The organism is Roseococcus microcysteis, from assembly GCF_014764365.1.
Taxonomy (GTDB): domain Bacteria; phylum Pseudomonadota; class Alphaproteobacteria; order Acetobacterales; family Acetobacteraceae; genus Roseococcus; species Roseococcus microcysteis.
On the sequence record NZ_CP061718.1, the window covers coordinates 3,932,514 to 3,948,599 of the forward strand.

The 16,086-nt window shown below is 72.4% G+C and carries 15 protein-coding genes; 3 read left to right on the top strand and 12 right to left on the bottom strand.

The annotated features are described in order from the left end of the window. Positions 1 to 75 precede the first annotated feature (75 nt). On the top strand, positions 76 to 1,059 hold the full coding sequence (locus tag ICW72_RS19080) for a Bug family tripartite tricarboxylate transporter substrate binding protein (RefSeq protein ID WP_191084109.1): 984 nt from the start codon (positions 76 to 78) through the stop codon (positions 1,057 to 1,059). A 42-nt stretch (positions 1,060 to 1,101) separates the two neighbouring features. Here ICW72_RS19080 and ICW72_RS19085 read toward each other — a convergent pair whose 3' ends face one another. From ICW72_RS19085 to ICW72_RS19115, 7 genes are all read right to left on the bottom strand, one after another. Next, positions 1,102 to 1,512 (bottom strand): fluoride efflux transporter FluC, encoded by a 411-nt coding sequence (locus tag ICW72_RS19085; RefSeq protein ID WP_191084110.1) that lies wholly within the window; start codon positions 1,510 to 1,512, stop codon positions 1,102 to 1,104. 4 nt (positions 1,513 to 1,516) lie between these two features. Next, complete coding sequence (gene crcB / locus ICW72_RS19090) at positions 1,517 to 1,909, bottom strand: fluoride efflux transporter CrcB (RefSeq protein WP_191084111.1); 393 nt, start codon at positions 1,907 to 1,909, stop codon at positions 1,517 to 1,519. An 88-nt stretch (positions 1,910 to 1,997) separates the two neighbouring features. Next, positions 1,998 to 2,858, bottom strand: a complete 861-nt coding sequence (locus ICW72_RS19095; protein WP_191084112.1) for an HpcH/HpaI aldolase/citrate lyase family protein — start codon at positions 2,856 to 2,858, stop codon at positions 1,998 to 2,000. Continuing rightward, a complete protein-coding gene (locus tag ICW72_RS19100) occupies positions 2,858 to 4,060 on the bottom strand; it encodes a CaiB/BaiF CoA transferase family protein (RefSeq protein ID WP_191084113.1) in 1,203 nt (400 codons plus the stop codon). Before ICW72_RS19100 ends, ICW72_RS19095 begins: the two co-directional genes overlap by 1 nt. After that, complete coding sequence (locus ICW72_RS19105; protein WP_191084114.1) at positions 4,057 to 4,932, bottom strand: FAS1-like dehydratase domain-containing protein; 876 nt, start codon at positions 4,930 to 4,932, stop codon at positions 4,057 to 4,059. Before ICW72_RS19105 ends, ICW72_RS19100 begins: the two co-directional genes overlap by 4 nt. Next, positions 4,929 to 6,278: an MmgE/PrpD family protein gene (locus ICW72_RS19110; protein ID WP_191084115.1), complete on the bottom strand. Its 1,350-nt coding sequence runs from the start codon at positions 6,276 to 6,278 to the stop codon at positions 4,929 to 4,931. The genes ICW72_RS19105 and ICW72_RS19110 overlap by 4 nt, the downstream gene beginning before the upstream one ends. Beyond that, positions 6,275 to 7,444, bottom strand: coding sequence for a CaiB/BaiF CoA transferase family protein (locus tag ICW72_RS19115; RefSeq protein ID WP_191084116.1), 1,170 nt, complete (start codon positions 7,442 to 7,444; stop codon positions 6,275 to 6,277). Before ICW72_RS19115 ends, ICW72_RS19110 begins: the two co-directional genes overlap by 4 nt. Positions 7,445 to 7,619: 175 nt before the next feature. On the opposite strand from ICW72_RS19115, the gene ICW72_RS19120 reads away from it, so the two are divergent. Together ICW72_RS19120 and ICW72_RS19125 are read left to right on the top strand one after the other, a co-directional pair. Then, positions 7,620 to 8,597 (top strand): Bug family tripartite tricarboxylate transporter substrate binding protein, encoded by a 978-nt coding sequence (locus ICW72_RS19120; RefSeq protein ID WP_191084117.1) that lies wholly within the window; start codon positions 7,620 to 7,622, stop codon positions 8,595 to 8,597. Between the two features lie 85 nt (positions 8,598 to 8,682). Further along, entirely contained in the window at positions 8,683 to 9,966 is a 1,284-nt protein-coding gene (locus tag ICW72_RS19125; RefSeq protein WP_191084118.1) for an NAD(P)/FAD-dependent oxidoreductase, read from the top strand. Between the two features lie 6 nt (positions 9,967 to 9,972). On the opposite strand, the gene ICW72_RS19130 is transcribed toward ICW72_RS19125, so the two are convergent. The 5 genes from ICW72_RS19130 to ICW72_RS19150 are packed head-to-tail and all read right to left on the bottom strand — an operon-like array spanning position 9,973 to position 16,076. Beyond that, positions 9,973 to 11,160, bottom strand: a complete 1,188-nt coding sequence (locus tag ICW72_RS19130) for an NAD(P)/FAD-dependent oxidoreductase (RefSeq protein WP_191084119.1) — start codon at positions 11,158 to 11,160, stop codon at positions 9,973 to 9,975. Positions 11,161 to 11,162: 2 nt separating this feature from the next. Next, entirely contained in the window at positions 11,163 to 12,467 is a 1,305-nt protein-coding gene (locus ICW72_RS19135; RefSeq protein WP_191084120.1) for an NAD(P)/FAD-dependent oxidoreductase, read from the bottom strand. After that, entirely contained in the window at positions 12,464 to 14,299 is a 1,836-nt protein-coding gene (locus tag ICW72_RS19140; RefSeq protein WP_191084121.1) for an ABC transporter ATP-binding protein, read from the bottom strand. Before ICW72_RS19140 ends, ICW72_RS19135 begins: the two co-directional genes overlap by 4 nt. After that, positions 14,296 to 15,141: an ABC transporter permease gene (locus ICW72_RS19145; RefSeq protein WP_191084122.1), complete on the bottom strand. Its 846-nt coding sequence runs from the start codon at positions 15,139 to 15,141 to the stop codon at positions 14,296 to 14,298. Before ICW72_RS19145 ends, ICW72_RS19140 begins: the two co-directional genes overlap by 4 nt. After that, complete coding sequence (locus ICW72_RS19150; RefSeq protein ID WP_191084123.1) at positions 15,138 to 16,076, bottom strand: ABC transporter permease; 939 nt, start codon at positions 16,074 to 16,076, stop codon at positions 15,138 to 15,140. Before ICW72_RS19150 ends, ICW72_RS19145 begins: the two co-directional genes overlap by 4 nt. Positions 16,077 to 16,086: the final 10 nt, after the last annotated feature.

The window sequence follows — 16,086 nt, forward strand, 5'->3', positions numbered from 1 at the left end:
CACGCCCCAGGGCCGGCATCCGGTTCAAGACCAAGGCACGGCGATCACGCCGAAGCCATGACTGGGGAAACGTCCATGAAGTTCCATCGTCGCTCCACCCTTGCCCTCGGCCTCGCGGGCCTTTCGGCGCCCGGCCTCGTGCGGGCGCAGGGAAGTTCCGGCTGGCGGCCGGCGCGGCCCGTGCGCCTCATCGTGCCCGCGGCACCTGGCGGGTCCAACGACATCCTGGCCCGCATCATCGCCGAGCCCGCCAGCCAGATCCTGGGCCAGCCCGTCCTCATCGAGAACCGCGCCGGCGCGGGCAGCGTCATCGGCACCGAGGCGGCGGCGCGTGCGCCGGCCGATGGGCATACGGTGCTGATCAACAGCTCCCTCGCCACCCTGCCGGCCGTCGTCGCCAACCTGCCCTATGACACCATGGGCGATTTCGAGGGGGTGGCGGTGGCCGGCTTCTCGCCGCATCTGCTCGTGGTGAATGCCGCCGTGCAGGCGCGCACGGCCGAGGAGTTCCTGGCCCTTCTGCGCGCCAATCCCGGCCGGCTGAACTACGCCTCGGCCGGGCCCGGCAGCGGCCCGCATATCGGCGGCCTGGTGCTGATGGCGCGGATGAACGTGCAGGCCGAGACGGTGCATTACCGCGGCGGCGGCCCCGGCATCGCGGCGCTGGTCTCGGGCGAGGCGCATTTCGGCACGCCGACCATGGCCTCCGCCATCGCCCAGGTGCGCGGCGGCGCCCTGCGCGCCCTGGCGGTGCTGGCGGAGGAACGCAGCCCCGCCCTGCCGGACGTGCCTAGCGCCCCGCAGGCGGGCATGCCCGGCGTGATCCATGAGGAGTTCTTCCCCATCCTGGCGCCGAAGCGCACGCCCCCCGCGGCGCTGGCCGCACTGAGCGAGGCCTTCCGCCAGGCCATCCATCGCAGCGCCGAGCGGGTGAACGAGATGACGGGCGTCGCGGCCCGCCCCGGCTATGAGACCAGCGCGCAGGTGATGGCCCTGGTGCAGTCCGGTATCGAGAACTACACGCGCCTGCTCAGGGCGGCGGGTGTGCAGCCGACGTAAGGCGCCATTGTCCGTGGGCGGGGGCGGTGTTCGCGCCCCTGATCAACCTGTTGGGCGGCCGTTCATGCGCTGGCCCAGGCGGTCTCCGAGCCAGGCGCCGGCCAGCCATGTCGCGGCGGAGACCGCCACATAGCCCAGGGCGAGCGCCCATTGCCCGGCTTCGAGCAGCCGGATGCTCTCCAGGCTGAAGACCGAGAAGGTGGTGAAGCCGCCGCAGAACCCCGCCATCACGCCGTGGCGCATGGCGGGTGTCGCGAAGAGGCGGCCATCGGGCCCGGTCAGCGCGGCGTAGAGGCCGATCAGGAAGGAGCCCGCCACGTTCACCCCCAGCGTGGCGAAGGGAAAGGCCGGCCCCAGCAGCGCGATCCCGGCCAGGGCGCAGAGATGGCGCGCCACCGAACCCAGCGCGCCGCCGAGCGCGATGGCGAGATAGAGACGGGGCCCCGGTGCCATCCGTTCAGCCCCCGGACAGAAGCAGCCCGGCCCGGTGACCGGCCAGGGCCGCCGCCAAGCACAGGCCGAGCGAGCCCATGACGTTCCACGCCGCCCGCCCGCCCTCGCCGGCGTGCAGCAGGGCCAGCGTCTGCAGGCTGAAGGAGGAGACGGTGGTGTAACTGCCCAGGATGCCGATCACGAGCAGCAGCCAGGTCTCGCGCCAGCCCTCGGCCACACCCTCCGCGTGCAGGAAGGCCGCGGCCAGCAGCCCGATCATCGCCGCGCCGCTGACATTCACCACCAGCGTGCCCCAGGGAAACCTCTCGCCCAGGCGGCGGGCGATGACGCCGGAGAGCCAGAAACGCGCGCAGGCCCCGAGGGCACCGCCCAGGGCGACGAGAACAAGGCCGATCATCCCGCAAGGACCGGGGCGGATGGCGGATGACGCATGGTGCGCCGACGCTTGCACCATCCGGGCCGGCGCCGGAAGTGACGGGGACAGGTTATCGCGCGCGCGCCAGCACCTTCCGCGCGCGGTCCACCACCGGCAGGTCGATCATCTGCCCCTCGAAGGCCACGGCGCCCTTGCCTTCCGCGATCGCGGTGTCGAAGGCGGCGATCAGGCGCCGCGCGCGTTCCACCTCGGCCGGCGAGGGGCCGTATTCCTCATTGATCGGCGCCACCTGCGAGGGGTGGATGCAGGCCGCGCAGCCGAAACCCAGCCGGCGCGACCGCCGCAGCGAGGCGCGATAGGCCTCCAAATCCGAGAAATCCGCGAAGGCGCCGACCGAGCCCATGGGCAGCACCCCCGCCGCCCGCGCCGCCGCCACCACCTGCATGCCGAAGGCGTAGAGCGCATCGGCGCCCGGCTCGGCCTCCAGCTCGGTGCAGAGATCCTCGGCGCCGACGCCGATGGCCGCCACGCGCGGGCTGGCGCGCGCGATCTCGGGCAGCAGGGGAAGGGATTCCGCCGTCTCCACCACCGGGATGAGGCGGGTGTGGCCGTCCGGCATTCCCAGCGCGGCCTCGCGCGCCGCCACCACCTCTTCCAGCAGCCGGACATGCTCGGGGCCCATGGCCTTGGGCAGCATCAGTGCCGTGACCTCGGGCATCACGGCGGCCTGGATGTCGGGGATGGCCAGTTCCAGCGGGCGATTGATCCGCACGCAGACCTCGACGCCGCCGCCGCGCACCTGGCGCGCGGCGGCCGGCAGGGCGGCGCGGGCTGCCTCCTTGCCGTTGGGCGGGATGCTGTCCTCGAGATCGAGGATGATCACATCCGCGCCGCGCGTGTGGGCGCGCGCCACGAATTTCTCCGCCGTGACGGGCACGAACAGAAGGGAACGCCAGTTGGGGGCGGGCATCACGCCTCCTCGCTGAAGGCGGCGCCGGTCTTCATCATGGTGGCGATGCTCTCCTCGTCATGGCCCAGTTCGCGCAGGATCTCGGCCGTGTCGCGGCCGAGGCGCGGGGCGGGGATGGTCTCCTCGCGCATGCCGCCGCTGAAGCGGTTGGCAATGCGGGTGCGGCGGATACGGCCTTCGGTCGGGTGGTCGTCCTCTTCCCAGAAGCCGACTTCCGACAGGTGCGGGTCGTCGAGCAAATCCTCGATGCGGTTGTAGCGCGCGGCGGGCACGTCGGCGGCGGCGAGGATATCCAGCCATTCCGCCGTGGTCTTCTCGCGCAGCGCCGCCGCGCGCAGTTCGAAGAAGGCGGCGGCGTTCTCGCTGCGCGCCTTGGGCGTGTTGAAGCGCGAGTCGTCCCGAAGCTCCGGTTTCCCGATGGCGGCGAAGAAGGCGAAGGCCTGGCGGTTGTCGTTCGGGTGGGCGGTGATGAAGCCGTCCTTCGTCGGCAGCGGGCGGTAATAGGGGCTGAGCAGCCGCTCATCGCCGGCGGGGCCGAGGGGCGGTTCGAAGGTCGCCGCGCCCAGATGCTCGCTGGCGACGAAGCTCGCCATGTTCTCGAACATGGGCACCTCGACGGCCTCGCCCACGCCCGTGCGCTCGCGCCGATACAGCGCGAAGCCGATGCATTGCGCCGCGATCAGGCCCGCGATGTGGTCGGTCATCACCATGGGCACGAAGCGCGGCTCGCCCGTGGAACGCTCGAAGGCGCCCGCCACACCGGAGAGCGACTGGATCACGGGGTCATAGGCCGGCCGGTTGAAATAGGGCCCGCCGCGGCCGAAGGCCTGGATGGAGCAATGGATCAGCCGCGGGTTCAGCGCCGAGAGCGTGGCGTGGTCCAGCCCCGCGCGCTCCAGCCCCGCCGGGCGCACATTGGTCACGAAGACATCCGCCCGCGCCAGCAGCGCGCGCAGCGCCGCCGCGCCCTCGGGCTGTTTGATGTCGAGGCCGATGCTGCGCTTGTTGCGGTTGAAGTTGATGAACTTGCCGCTCATGGCCGGTGAGCGGCTGCCGGCGGCGAGGTAGCGCAGGATGTCGCCGCCCGGCGCCTCCACCTTGATCACCTCGGCGCCCTGATCGGCGAGCGTCCGCGTGGCGATGGGCCCGACGACCACGGTGGTCAGGTCCACCACCCGCACGCCGTCGAGCGGCCCGCTCATGCGAAGTGCAGTTCCATCTGCGCGCAGAGGGCGCCCCCGGCATCGGCCACCCAGGCCGACATGGCATCGCCCGCCACCGCGCCACCCGCGAGCGTCACCGTGTCGCCCACCGAGATGGGCCGCGTCAGCCGCGCGGTGAAGGAAGCGAGCCGCCGCCCGCCCGTCCGCGCCATGGCGGCGTCCAGCAGCAGCTGCATGGTCAGCCCGCCATTTTGCACCAGGGCGGGATAGCCCTCGACCTCGCGCGCATAATCCGCGTCGTAATGGATGCGGTGCGCGTTCCAGGTGATGGCGGAATAGCGGAACACCAGCGTGCTCGGCAGGTGCTGCACCTGGCTCCAGGCGGCGTCGGTCGGCGCGGGCTGGCCGGCATTGACGGGCGAGGCCGCGCCGGGCGCCACCGCCTCGCGGTAGAGCGCGTCGAACTCGTCCACCGCCACCGGACGGTCGCCCACGGTGAAGGTGTGGCGCATGGTCAGCACGCAGATGGTGCCGGTGCGCGCCTGCTTGGGCTCGATCACGGCCACCTCGGCGCGCTTGGTCAGCACCTCGCCCACGCGGAAGCCGCCCTGCAGCTGCACGCGCCGCCCCGCGCCCATGCGGCGGGGCAGGGGGATGGGCGGCAGCACCACGCCAGGCTCAGGGTGGCCATCGGCGCCGATCTCGCCCTGCCGCGCGCTCTCGGCGCAGAAGAGGCTGAACCAATGCGCCGGCACCTCGGCCCCGCTCGGGAAGGCGCTCGGGTCCATGTCCAGCATGGCGGCGATGCGGCGCATCACGGCGGGTGTGACGTCATCCTCGATGGTCCAGCTGCGGCCGAGCCATTCCTCGCGCACCCGCGCCACGCGCGCGGCGAAATCATCGGCACTCATGCGCGGCCTCCGCCCAGCGCGGCCAAGGCGGGCAGGGTCTCCAGCCGGGAAAGTTGGTCCAGCAGCGCGCCGCCGCCATTCCAGCCGCGGGTGCAATCGGCGAATTTCGCGTGCAATTCGGCTTCCTCCATGGGGTTCTGCGCGGCGCCGCGCGGGAAGCGGATTTCGCCGCTGTCCAGCACATCGCCGCGCGTCGTGTGGACCACCACGCGGTCCGTCTCGGCGAAGGCGGGTTCCAACGGGCAGCGCGTGTCGCGCGTCGTGATCCGCAGCTTGGGAAAGAGGGCGCGCACCTCCGGCCGGGCCACGAAGCCATCCGTCAGTTCCGCGAGGCCCACGCGGCGCGCCACGACCGCCGAGGCCACGGCGAATTCCAGGCTGAACTTCGCCTCCAGCCCCGTGCGCGGCGCGTGGTTGCGCAGCATGGAAGCCTGGGTCACGCCGATATGGGCCTCGACCGCCGCCACATCCGCCGCGCGCAAATCATGCCGCGCCACCAGCTCCAGCACGCCATCAATCGTGCGGTGGGTGGCGTAGCACATGGGGTAACGCTTCACGTTCAGCCCGGTCTCGCGGATGCGCAGTGTCTCGCCCAGCTTGACCGGCGCGTCGCGGTCCGCGCGCCCCTTGGGCGAGAGCGCGGCGAGGAAGCCCGCATGATGCTCCATGGCGTCGGACGAGGCGGTGAAGCCCCGCGCCGCCAGCCGCACCGCCTCCACCGCCGAGGCCGCCGCGCGGCCCGCATGGAGCGGCTTGGTCATGCTGCCGAAATTGGCCACGAGCCCGCCCGCCAGGCTGCCCGCCAGCGCCACGGCCTGCGTGGCCCGCGCCGCGTCCAGCCCGTGCAGCGCGGCCAGCGCGGCGGCGGCGCCCACCGTCCCGAAGACGGCGGTGGGATGCCAGCCCTTCTCGTGCAGCCGGTCCGGCTCGCGCGCGATGAGTTCGGCCCAGACCTCATAGCCCACCAGATAGGCGGCCATGGCGCGCGCGCCGGAAGCACTGATGCGCTCGGCCTCGGCCAGGATGGCCGGCACCAGCACGGTGGACGGGTGCCCACCCAGCGCCACGTCGTCATAGTCCAGCGCGTGCGCCGCCGTGCCGTTCACCAGCGCCGCATCGGCCGCATGGGCGCGTTCCGCCCCCAGCAGCACGGAGGCCTCGGCGGCGGTGGAGCCGCGCTCGGCCAGATGGGCGCGCAGCAGCGCCACGGCGGGTTCCTCGCGCCCCGCGACCATGGTGCCCAGCGTGTCGATGAAGGCCGCGCGCAGCAAAGGCAGCAGGTCGGCGGGCGGCGCCTGGGGCGCGCTGGCGGCATAGGCGCCGATGGCCTGGGTCAGTCCGGTCATGCGGGAGCTCCCTTGGGGGTGTCGTCCAGCAGGGCGTTGTCGGCGCCGCGCGCGGGGACGGGGCCGCGCGGGGCGGGGCGCGCGCCGTCGAAGGCCACGGGCAGGCCGATGGCGTGGACGCCCGTGCCGGGCAGGTTCTGCAACAGGCCGAGTGCCCGGGTCTGCGGGTGGTCCAGCATCTGTCCCACATCCTGCACCGGCGCGCAGGGAATGCCGGCCGCGTCCAGCCGCGCCACCCAATCGGCGGTGGGGCGACGGGCCATCTCGGCCTCGATCAGCGGGTAGAGCACCGCCTGGTGTGCCACGCGGTCGGGGTTGGTGGCGAAGCGCGCATCCTCCAGCCATTCGGGCCGTTCCAGCACCCGGGCCAGCGCGCGGAACAGCGCGTCATTGCCGGCGGCCACCACCAGTTCGCCATCGGCGGTGCGATAGGCGCGGTAGGGGACGATGCCCTGCGCGCCCGAGCCCTGGCGCTCCGGCGCCTCGCCCGAGGCGAGAAATTGCGCGACCGGCACGCTCATCCAGGCCGCTGCCGTTTCGAAGAGCGACACGTCCACCACGCCGCCCTTCCCGGTGGCGGCGCGGCGCTGAAGCGCGGCCAGGATGCCGATCACGGCCCACATGCCCGTGCCCATGTCCACCATGGAGACGCCCACGCGCACGGCGGGCCGCCCGGCCTCGCCCGTTACGCTCATCAAGCCGCCAAAGGCCTGCATCAGCGGATCATAGCCCGGCGCCTGCGCGAGCGGCCCCACGCGGCCGAAGGCGCCGAGATTGCAGCAGACGAGCGAGGGCTTCATGGCCAGCAGCGCCGCATCGCCCAGCCCCAGGGATTCCGCCTGGCCCGGGCGCATGTTCTGCAGCACCACGTCGCCACGTTCCAGCACCAGCGCCTTGAGGCGCGCCATCGCACCCGCGTCGCGCAGGTCAAGGCAGAGCGAACGCTTGCCCCGGTTCAGCGTCTGGAAGATGGCGCTCTCGCCCTCCTGGAAGGGCGGGCCCCAGCGGCGGGCGTCATCGCCCGCCGGCTTCTCCACCTTGATGACCTCGGCGCCCATGTCGCCCAGGATCTGGCCGGCGAAGGGGGCGGCGACGCTGTGGCCGAACTCGAAGACGCAAAGCCCCGCCAATGGCAAGGCCGCGCCTGTTGCGCGTGGTTCCGTCATGCGACGCGGACCGTTTCCCCGGAAGTCTTGCCCGAAGCTTCCCCCCGGCCCCGCCCCCCGTCAACCGCGCGCCCCTTTCGAAGGGCGTGCTCCTCCGCCTAGACTTTGCCCGGCGCCGGAACCACGGCGCGCAGGACGCCCGCCCATGCAGGCGTGGCGCATGGAGGAGACGTTCATGGAACGCAGGACCTTGCTGCGCGGGGCCGCGCTGGCCCCCCTCGCCCTGGCCACCCCGGGCCTGGCCGTGGCGCAGAGCTTTCCCGCCCGGCCCATCCGCCTCATCATCCCCTGGCCGGCGGGCCAGGCCACCGACATCATCGGCCGGCTGATCGCGGAGGGGCTGACGCCGCTGCTCGGCCAGCCCGTGGTGCCCGACAACCGCGCCGGCGCGGGCGGCACCATCGGCACCGACAACGTGGCCAAGGCGGCGCCCGATGGGCACACGCTGCTGGCGGCCTCCTCCGGTCCGGTCAGCGTGGCGCCCCTGCTGCGGCGACTGCCCTTCGACGTGGAGCGTGACCTCGCACCCGTCGCCATGGCGGGCAATTCGCCCTACCTGCTGGTGACGCGGCCGGGCTTCCCGGCGACGAACATGCAGGAATTCATCGCGGCGGTGCGGGCGGCGCCCGGGCGCTACACCTTCGCCTCCTCCGGGGCGGGCGCCACGGCGCATCTGGTGTCCGAGGCCATCAACCGCCGCCTCGGCTTCGAGGTCACGCATGTGCCCTTCACCGGCAGCGCGGCCGGCGTGGCCGCGGTGGCGGGCGGGCATGTGGATTATGTGGTCGAGACGCTGGCCGCCACGCAGCCGGTGATCCGCTCGGCCAACCTCCGCGCGCTGGGCATCTCGCTGCTCAATGGCAGCACCCTCGCGCCCGACGTGCCGCCGCTCTCGCGCGTGGCGGGGCTGGAGGGTTTCGACCTTGGCGCCTGGCTCGGCCTCATGGTGCCCGCGCGCACGCCCGCGCCCATCGTCACGCGCTTGGCGGACGCGATGCGCGAGGTCATGCGCAACGAGACGCTGCTGCAGCGCATGGCGGCCGCCGGCGTGGAGCCCACCTATCGTGACACCGAGGCCTTCGCCGACAATCTGCGCGCCCAGCGCGAGGTGTTCAGCGACGTGATCCGGCAGGCGAACATCCGCATCGAGTGACGGCGCGCTCACCGCCGCGTTGACAGGGCCCGAGGCGGGGGCAAGCCTGCGCGACCAGCCTGCCCACCTGGTCCGGAGACCGCCCTTGCCCCCGCACACCCGGCGCCCGCTGCCGCCCAGCCTCTATGCCGACACCGCCGTCGCGGCGCCGGATACGCCGCCGCTGGAGGGTGAGGCCCAGGCGGATGTCTGCGTCATTGGCGGCGGTTTCACCGGCCTCTCCGCCGCGCTGCACCTGGCCGAGGCGGGCGCCTCCGTCATCGTGCTGGAGGCGCAGGAGCCGGGCTGGGGTGCCTCCGGCCGCAATGGCGGCCAGGTGAACCCCGGCCTGAAGCATGATCCCGATGTGGTGGAGCGCGATTTCGGCCCCGATCTCGGCGGGCGGATGCTGGCGCTGTCCTATGGCGCGCCCGATGCGCTGTTTGCCCTGGTCCGCCGCCACCAGATTCCGTGCGAGGCGCGGCAGGAGGGCACGCTGCGCGCGGCCATCGGCGCCCGCGCGGCCGAGGAGGTGCGGCACAGCGCCGAGCAGGCCGCCCGCCGCGGCTGGCCCGTGACCTTCCTGGACGCGGCGGAAACGGCGGCGTTGACCGGCACGGCGCGCTACACCGCCGCCATGCTGGATGCGCGCGGCGGCGACGTGCAGCCGCTCTCCTATGCGCGCGGCCTGGCGCGGGCGGCGATGGGGCAGGGGGCGCGGGTGCATGGCGGCAGCCCGGCCACGAAGCTCTCACGCGCCGGCGAGGGCTGGCGCGTCGAGACGCCGCAAGGCGCGGTGCGGGCCGCGCAGGTGGTACTGGCCACCAATGGCTACACCGATGACCTCTGGCCCGGGCTGCGGCGCAGCGTGGTGCCGGTGTTCAGCTCCATCCTCGCCACGGCGCCGCTGCCCGAGGAGGTGGCGCGCGGCATCATGCCGCGGCGGGCCTCCCTCTATGAGGCCGGGCGCATCACCACCTATTACCGCATGGACCGGCAGAACCGCCTGGTCATCGGCGGGCGAGGGCCGCAGCGGCCGCTGCCGGGGCCGGATTCCATCCGCTACCTGGCGGATTACGCGCAGAAGCTCTGGCCCGTGCTGCGTGGCGTGGAATGGACCCATGGCTGGAACGGGCAACTCGCCATCACCGCGGACCACTACCCCCACCTGCACGAGCCCGCGCCGGGGCTGATCGCGGCCCTCGGCTACAATGGCCGCGGCGTGGCGATGGCGACGGCCATGGGCGCGCAGATCGCGCGGCGGCTGAAAGGGGAGGAGGTGGACATGCCCATCACCGACATCCGCCCCATGCCCTTCCACGGTTTCTGGAAGCTGGGCGTGGCGGCGCGGGTCTGGCAGGGGCGCGTGCTGGACCGGCTGGGGCTTTAACCCGCGCTAGGACACCGCGCCGCTGCCGAAGGCGCCCAACAGCGCCGCACCCTCGGCGAAGCGCGTGGCGCGATAGGGGTCCAACGGCAGGTCGGGCGGCAGGCCCAGCGCCGCCTGGGCCAGCATCCGCCCCACCATGGGCGAGAGCTTGAACCCGTGCCCGCTGAAGCCGAAAGCCACCAGCAGCCCCTCGATGCCGGGCAGGGGCCCCAGCACCGGGTTCCAATCGGGCGTGGTGTCGTAGAGCCCGGCCCAGGCGCGCACGAAGCGCCCATGCTCCGCGAAGCGCGGCATGCGGTGGGCGAGCTGCGCGCCCACCTCCGCCACCCAATCCATCGGGATGTCGCCGGTGCCGCCATCAGGGTCGGCCACCTCGTCGCCGGCATCGCCCGCACCCACCAGGATTTCCGCGCCCGCATGGGGGCGGCAGTAGAGCATCAGCGGAGAGGCGAAATCCTTCAGCACCGGCAGCGCCCTCGTATAGGGCGCATCGGCCGCGAAGCTGGCCACCAGATGGCGGGAGGCGTGGCAGGGAATTTCCGCCTCCGCCCAGCCGCGCAGCAGTGGGCTCCAGACATTCAGCGTGCTGATGACGACGCCGGCGGCGATGTCGCCCGCCGCGGTGCGGACGCCGCGCACCCGTCCGCCCTCGCGCAGCAGGCCGAGCACCGGCGTGCCCTGGCGGATCACGGCGCCCTGGCGGCGGGCGGCGCGGGCGAAGGCCTGGGCGGTCATGTAGGGGTCGGCGAAGCCCGCCTCTTCCTCGTATCCGCAGAGCGCGATGTCCGAGAGGTCGAGCCAGGGGTGGATGGAACGCGCCTCGGCATGGTCCACCAGCCGCGCCGCGATGCCCAGCTCCTGTTGCGCCGCGATGGTCCGGCCCAGGGCTTCCGCCGCCCTGCCCTCTGGCGCCACGGCCAGGTAGCCGGTGCGGACCAGGCCGCAATCGGCCTCCTCATCCTCCAGCAGGGCCGGGAAATCCTGGAACATGGCCAGCGCCGCCCGCGCCACCGCCACATTGGGCCGCACCGAATAGTAGGTGCGAAGAATGCCGGAGGATTGCGCCGTGGTGCCGCCCGCGATGTCGCCCCGCTCCAGCAGCAGCACACGCCGGCAGCCGAGGCGCGCCAGGTGGAACAAGGTGGCGCAGCCCACCGCGCCGCCGCCCAGCACCACCGCGTCGAAGCTTTCCATGCTCACCGCCCCAGCCTATCGCGCGCCTGCCACCAGGCGCTGAGCGCGCGGCGCAGCAGGGGCCGGGCGAAGAGGAAGGGCGTGCTGCCGGTGGGCACGTCGTCGAAGGCGGTGGCGCCCTCGGCCTCACCCAGCATTTGCAGCGCCGCCTTGTGGCCCAGATAGGGCATCAGCGCGACGCCGGAGCCATTGCAGCCCACGGCATACCAGACCCCTTCGCCATCCTGGCCGATGCCCGGCAGGTCACTGCGCGTCATGGCGACGTTGCCCGTCCAGACATGATCGAGCCGCAGCGCGCCAAGGCCCGGGAAGACGCGCTGGAGATGCCCGCCCAGCCGCGCCGCCGCCTCGCGCAGCGGGATGGGGTGCAGCGCCGCGCGGCCGCCCAGGATGATGCGCTCGCCATCCGGCGAGGGGCGGAAGTAGAGGTGCGAGGACGCCGTCTCCACCAGCATGCGCCCGTTCGGGATGAGCGCGCCCACGCGATTGGCGCCCAGCCTTTCGGTGGCGATCAGGAAGGAGGGCAGGGCCACCACGCGCCGTGCGACCGCGGGCGCGGGCCGCGCGCCGGAATAGCCATTGGTCGCGACCAGCACCGCCCCCGCGCGCACCGCGCCGCGCGGCGTGCGGACCAGATGGCCCGCGCCCTCCCGCATGATGGAAAGGGCGGGCGTATGCCCCACCACCCGCGCGCCCGCCGCCCGTACCACGGCCAGCAGCCCCTGGTGGAACAGCGCCGGGTGCAGCCCGCCATGCGAGGGGAAGAGCAGCCCGCCATGGTAGAGGTCGGAGGCGATTTCGCGGTGCTGTTCGGCGCGCGGCACCACCTCGACGGGAAGGCCCACCTCGCGCGCGAGCAGCTCCGCCTCGCGTGCCAGCATCTCGTAGTCGGCGGGGGTGGCGGCACCGCGGAAACGGCCCATGCGGCGGAAGCGGGCGTCTATTCCCTCGCGCGTGATCAGCCCCGTGGCGAAGTCCAGCGCGGCCATGCCCTCGCGGATCAGCGCCTGGGCCTTGGGCCGGCCGTGGCGGGCGATGAGGGCCGAATAGCTCAGGCGATGCCCGTGGCCCACCATGCCGCCCGAGCGGCTCGACCCGCCGAAGCCCGCCGCCTCGGCGTCCAGCACCAGCACCTCGCGTCCCGCGCGGGCCAGGGTGAGGGCGGCGGAAAGCCCCGCATAGCCCGCACCCACCACCACCACATCGGCGGCGTCTGGCAGGGGCGCGTCATCGGCCGCCTCGCGCGGGGCGGCCTCCCACCAATAGGGCGCCTCCTGCAGCGCGGAGAGGTCCAGCGTGGCGCTCATGCCGGCAACTTCTCCCATTCCGTGCCCCAGTCCTGCACCACATGGCCGGGCGAGACCTCGGTGTAGCGGCGCGGCGGCGCCACATAGTCGGGCGCGCGGATGGGTGAGCGGATCTCATCCGCATCCAGCCCCCGCCGGATGCGCCCGCGCCGAGGGTCCGGCACCGGCACGGCGGCCATGAGGCGGCGCGTGTAGGGGTGGCGCGCATCGCCGAAGATGGCGGCACGCGGGCCGATCTCCACGATCTCGCCCATATACATCACGGCGACGCGGTGGCTCACCCGCTCCACCACCGCGATGTCGTGCGAGATGAAGAGATAGGCGAGGCCCAGTTCCGCCTGGAGGTCCAGCATCAGGTTCAGCACCTGCGCCTTCACCGAGACGTCCAGCGCGGAGACCGCCTCATCCGCCACGATCAGCCGTGGCTCCAAGGCCAGCGCGCGCGCGATGCACAGGCGCTGCCGCTGCCCGCCCGAGAACTCATGCGGGAAGCGTTCGGCCATGGCGGGATCGAGCCCCACCCGGCGCAGCAACTCCGCCACCCGGGCCCGCGCCTCCTCCCGCCCGGCCAGGCCATGCACCACGATGGGCTCGGCCAGCGCCGCGCCCACGCGCTTGCGCGGGTTGAGCGAGGCGAAGGGGTCCTGGAAGATCATCTGCATGCGCCGTCGCATGGCGACCAGGCCGCGCCGGTCGAGTGTGGCGATGTCCGTTCCCTCGAACAGGATGCGCCCGCCCGAGGGCGGCACCAGGCGCAATATGGAGCGCCCCGTGGTGCTCTTGCCGCAGCCGGATTCGCCGACCAGCGCCAGCGTCTCGCCCCTACGCAGGGCGAAGGAGACATCCTCCACCGCATGCACGCGCCCCGTGACGCGCGAGAGCAGGCCCGAGCGGATGTCGAAACGCGTGGCTAGCCCCGCCACCTCGAGCAGCGGGCGTTGCGCCGCCTCCACCGTGTCCGGGGTGGGGGCGGGGATGTCGCTCTCGCCCGTGGCCGTGTCCACCACGGGGAAGCGCATGGGGCGCGCCTGGCCCTCCATGGAACCCAGGCGCGGCACGGCGGCCAGCAGGGCGCGGGTATAGGGGGCCTGTGCGCCCATGAAGATGCGCGTGGTCTCGCCCTGCTCCACCGCGCGGCCGCGGTGCATGACCACCACGCGGTCCGCGATCTCCGCCACCACGCCCATGTCATGCGTGATGAAGAGGACGGACATGCCCTCCTCCTCCTGCAGCATCTTCACCAGTTCCAGGATCTGCGCCTGGATGGTGACGTCGAGCGCGGTGGTGGGCTCATCCGCGATGAGCAGGCGGGGGCGGCAGGCCAGCGCCATGGCGATCATCACGCGCTGGCGCATGCCGCCCGAGAAGCGGTGCGGGTATTCGTGGAAGCGCGATTTCGCGGCGGGGATGCGGACTCGGTCGAAGAGGCGCAGCGCCTCCGCCTCGGCCGCCGCGCGGCCCAGGCCGCGGTGGTAGATCAGCGCCTCGGCGACCTGGAAGCCCACGGTCAGCACGGGGTTCAGGCTGGTCATGGGTTCCTGGAAGATCATCGCGATCTCGTTGCCGCGCACCCGCCGCATCTCGTGCTCGGGCAGCGGCGGCAAGTCGCGGCCGTCGAGCGCGATGCGCCCCTCCACGCGGGATTGCGCGGGCGGCAGCAGCCGCATGACGGACAGCGCGGTGACGCTCTTGCCGCTGCCGCTCTCGCCCACCACGGCGAGCGTCTCACGCTCATTCACCGTGAAGGAGAGGTCCCGCACCACGGGCCGCCATTCCCCATCGGCGCGGAAGCTGACGGTGAGGTTCTCGACGGCGAGGACGGGCGTGGTCACGATTCGCCCTTCAGCTTCGGGTCCACCGCGTCGCGCAGCCCGTCGCCCAACAGGTTCAACGCGAAGACGACGATGAGGATGGCCACACCCGGCGCCATGGCCAGCCAATAGCTGTCCAGGATGTTCTCGAACCCCTCGCGGATCATGCCGCCCCAGGTCGGGATGGGCGGGCGGAGACCCAGGCCGATGAAGGCGAGCGAGGCCTCGGTGCGGATGGCGCTGGCCAGCCACAGCGAGGACATCACCAGGATCTCCGCGAAGATATTGGGCAGGATGTGCAGGAAGAGAATGCGCGCATCGGAATAGCCCAGCGCGCGGCAGGCCTCGACATATTCGCGTTCCTTCACCGCGATGGTGGGGGCGCGCGCGATGCGCGCGAAGGCCGGCACCGAGGTGGCGGCGATGGCCAGGATGATGTTGGGCAGCGTCGGCCCCAGCATCGCGACCAGGATCAGCCCCAGGATCAGCGCGGGGAAGGCCAGCAGCACGTCCATGGCCTGCATCACCACCACGTCGAACCGCCCGCCATACCAGCCGGCCAGCATGCCGATGAGCGAACCCACCAGCATGGCCGCGAGCGTGGAGGTGATGCCAATGAACAGGCTGTAGCGCGCCCCGTGCAGCAGCCGCGACAGGATGCAGCGCCCGAACTGGTCCGTCCCCAGCGGATAGAGCGCGGAGGGGCCTTCGAGGCGCGCGAAGATGTCCTGCTCGATCGGGTCGTGCGGTGCGATCCAGGGGGCCAGCGCCGCCAGCGCCACCACCGCCAGCAGGACGATCAGCCCCGCCCATGAGGTCTTGTTGGTGTTGAAGGCGCGCAGGAGGGTGGTGGTGCCCGTCATTTCAGCTTCACCCGTGGGTCGGCCGCCCCATAGGCGAGGTCGGTCAGCAGGTTCACGATGATGACGACGAAGGTGTAGATCACCATCATCCCCTGCAGCAGCGTGTAGTCACGCTGGTTCAGCGCGCCCACAATCAGCTTGCCCAGGCCCGGGCGGTTGAAGACGATCTCGGTCAGCACCGAGTTGCCGATCAGCACGCCGAGATACAGCCCCACGATGGTGATGATGGGGATCAGCGCATTGCGCAGCGCGTGCCGCCAGACGACGGCCCGCCAGGGCACGCCCTTGGCGCGGGCGGTGCGGACATAATCCTCGCCCAGCACCTCCAGCATGGCCGAGCGCGTGACGCGTGTGATGTAGGCCGCCATGATGAGGCCGAGGTTGATGGCCGGCAGCGCCAGCGCCCCCAGCCAGGCCGAGAAGCTGCCGCCCTGGGTGGACATCACCGGCGCCCAGCGCAGCTGGATGGCGAAGAAGATCAGCAGCAGGATGCCCGAGACGAAGGCGGGGAAGGACAGCCCCAGCAGGGACGCCAGCCGGATCACGTAGTCCGTCGCGCGGTTGCGGTTCACCGCCGCCCAGACGCCCAGAGGAATGCCCGCCGCGGCACCGATGACCAGTGCCGCCAGCGTGAGCTCGATGGTCCAGGGCAGGACCGCCAGCACCTCCTGCACCACGGGCCGCCCGGTGACGAGCGAGACGCCCCAATCGCCCCGCAGCGCGCCCCAGAGGAATTCGATGTATTGCACGCCCAGCGGCCGGTCGAGGCCGAGCCGCGTGCGCATGGCGGCGATGGCATCGGCCGTCGCCTGCTCGCCCAGGATGACCTGGGCGGGGTCGCCGGGCACGACCCGGACGATGACGAACACCAGCGTCAGCACCGCCCAGAGCGTGACCAGGGCGAAGGCGCAGCGCCGCGCGATGAAGGTGCTCACGCGGCTACCA

Excerpts from the sequence above, each read along its gene's own strand:
- ICW72_RS19120 (WP_191084117.1), top strand. The coding sequence starts at position 7,620 with ATGGAACGCAGGACCTTGCTGCGCGGGGCCGCGCTGGCCCCCCTCGCC.
- ICW72_RS19145 (WP_191084122.1), bottom strand. The coding sequence starts at position 15,141 with ATGACGGGCACCACCACCCTCCTGCGCGCCTTCAACACCAACAAGACC.
- crcB (WP_191084111.1), bottom strand. The coding sequence starts at position 1,909 with ATGATCGGCCTTGTTCTCGTCGCCCTGGGCGGTGCCCTCGGGGCCTGC.
- ICW72_RS19095 (WP_191084112.1), bottom strand. The coding sequence starts at position 2,858 with ATGCCCGCCCCCAACTGGCGTTCCCTTCTGTTCGTGCCCGTCACGGCG.
- ICW72_RS19085 (WP_191084110.1), bottom strand. The coding sequence starts at position 1,512 with ATGGCACCGGGGCCCCGTCTCTATCTCGCCATCGCGCTCGGCGGCGCG.
- ICW72_RS19115 (WP_191084116.1), bottom strand. The coding sequence starts at position 7,444 with ATGACGGAACCACGCGCAACAGGCGCGGCCTTGCCATTGGCGGGGCTT.
- ICW72_RS19130 (WP_191084119.1), bottom strand. The coding sequence starts at position 11,160 with ATGGAAAGCTTCGACGCGGTGGTGCTGGGCGGCGGCGCGGTGGGCTGC.
- ICW72_RS19110 (WP_191084115.1), bottom strand. The coding sequence starts at position 6,278 with ATGACCGGACTGACCCAGGCCATCGGCGCCTATGCCGCCAGCGCGCCC.
- ICW72_RS19135 (WP_191084120.1), bottom strand. The coding sequence starts at position 12,467 with ATGAGCGCCACGCTGGACCTCTCCGCGCTGCAGGAGGCGCCCTATTGG.
- ICW72_RS19100 (WP_191084113.1), bottom strand. The coding sequence starts at position 4,060 with ATGAGCGGGCCGCTCGACGGCGTGCGGGTGGTGGACCTGACCACCGTG.
- ICW72_RS19080 (WP_191084109.1), top strand. The coding sequence starts at position 76 with ATGAAGTTCCATCGTCGCTCCACCCTTGCCCTCGGCCTCGCGGGCCTT.
- ICW72_RS19105 (WP_191084114.1), bottom strand. The coding sequence starts at position 4,932 with ATGAGTGCCGATGATTTCGCCGCGCGCGTGGCGCGGGTGCGCGAGGAA.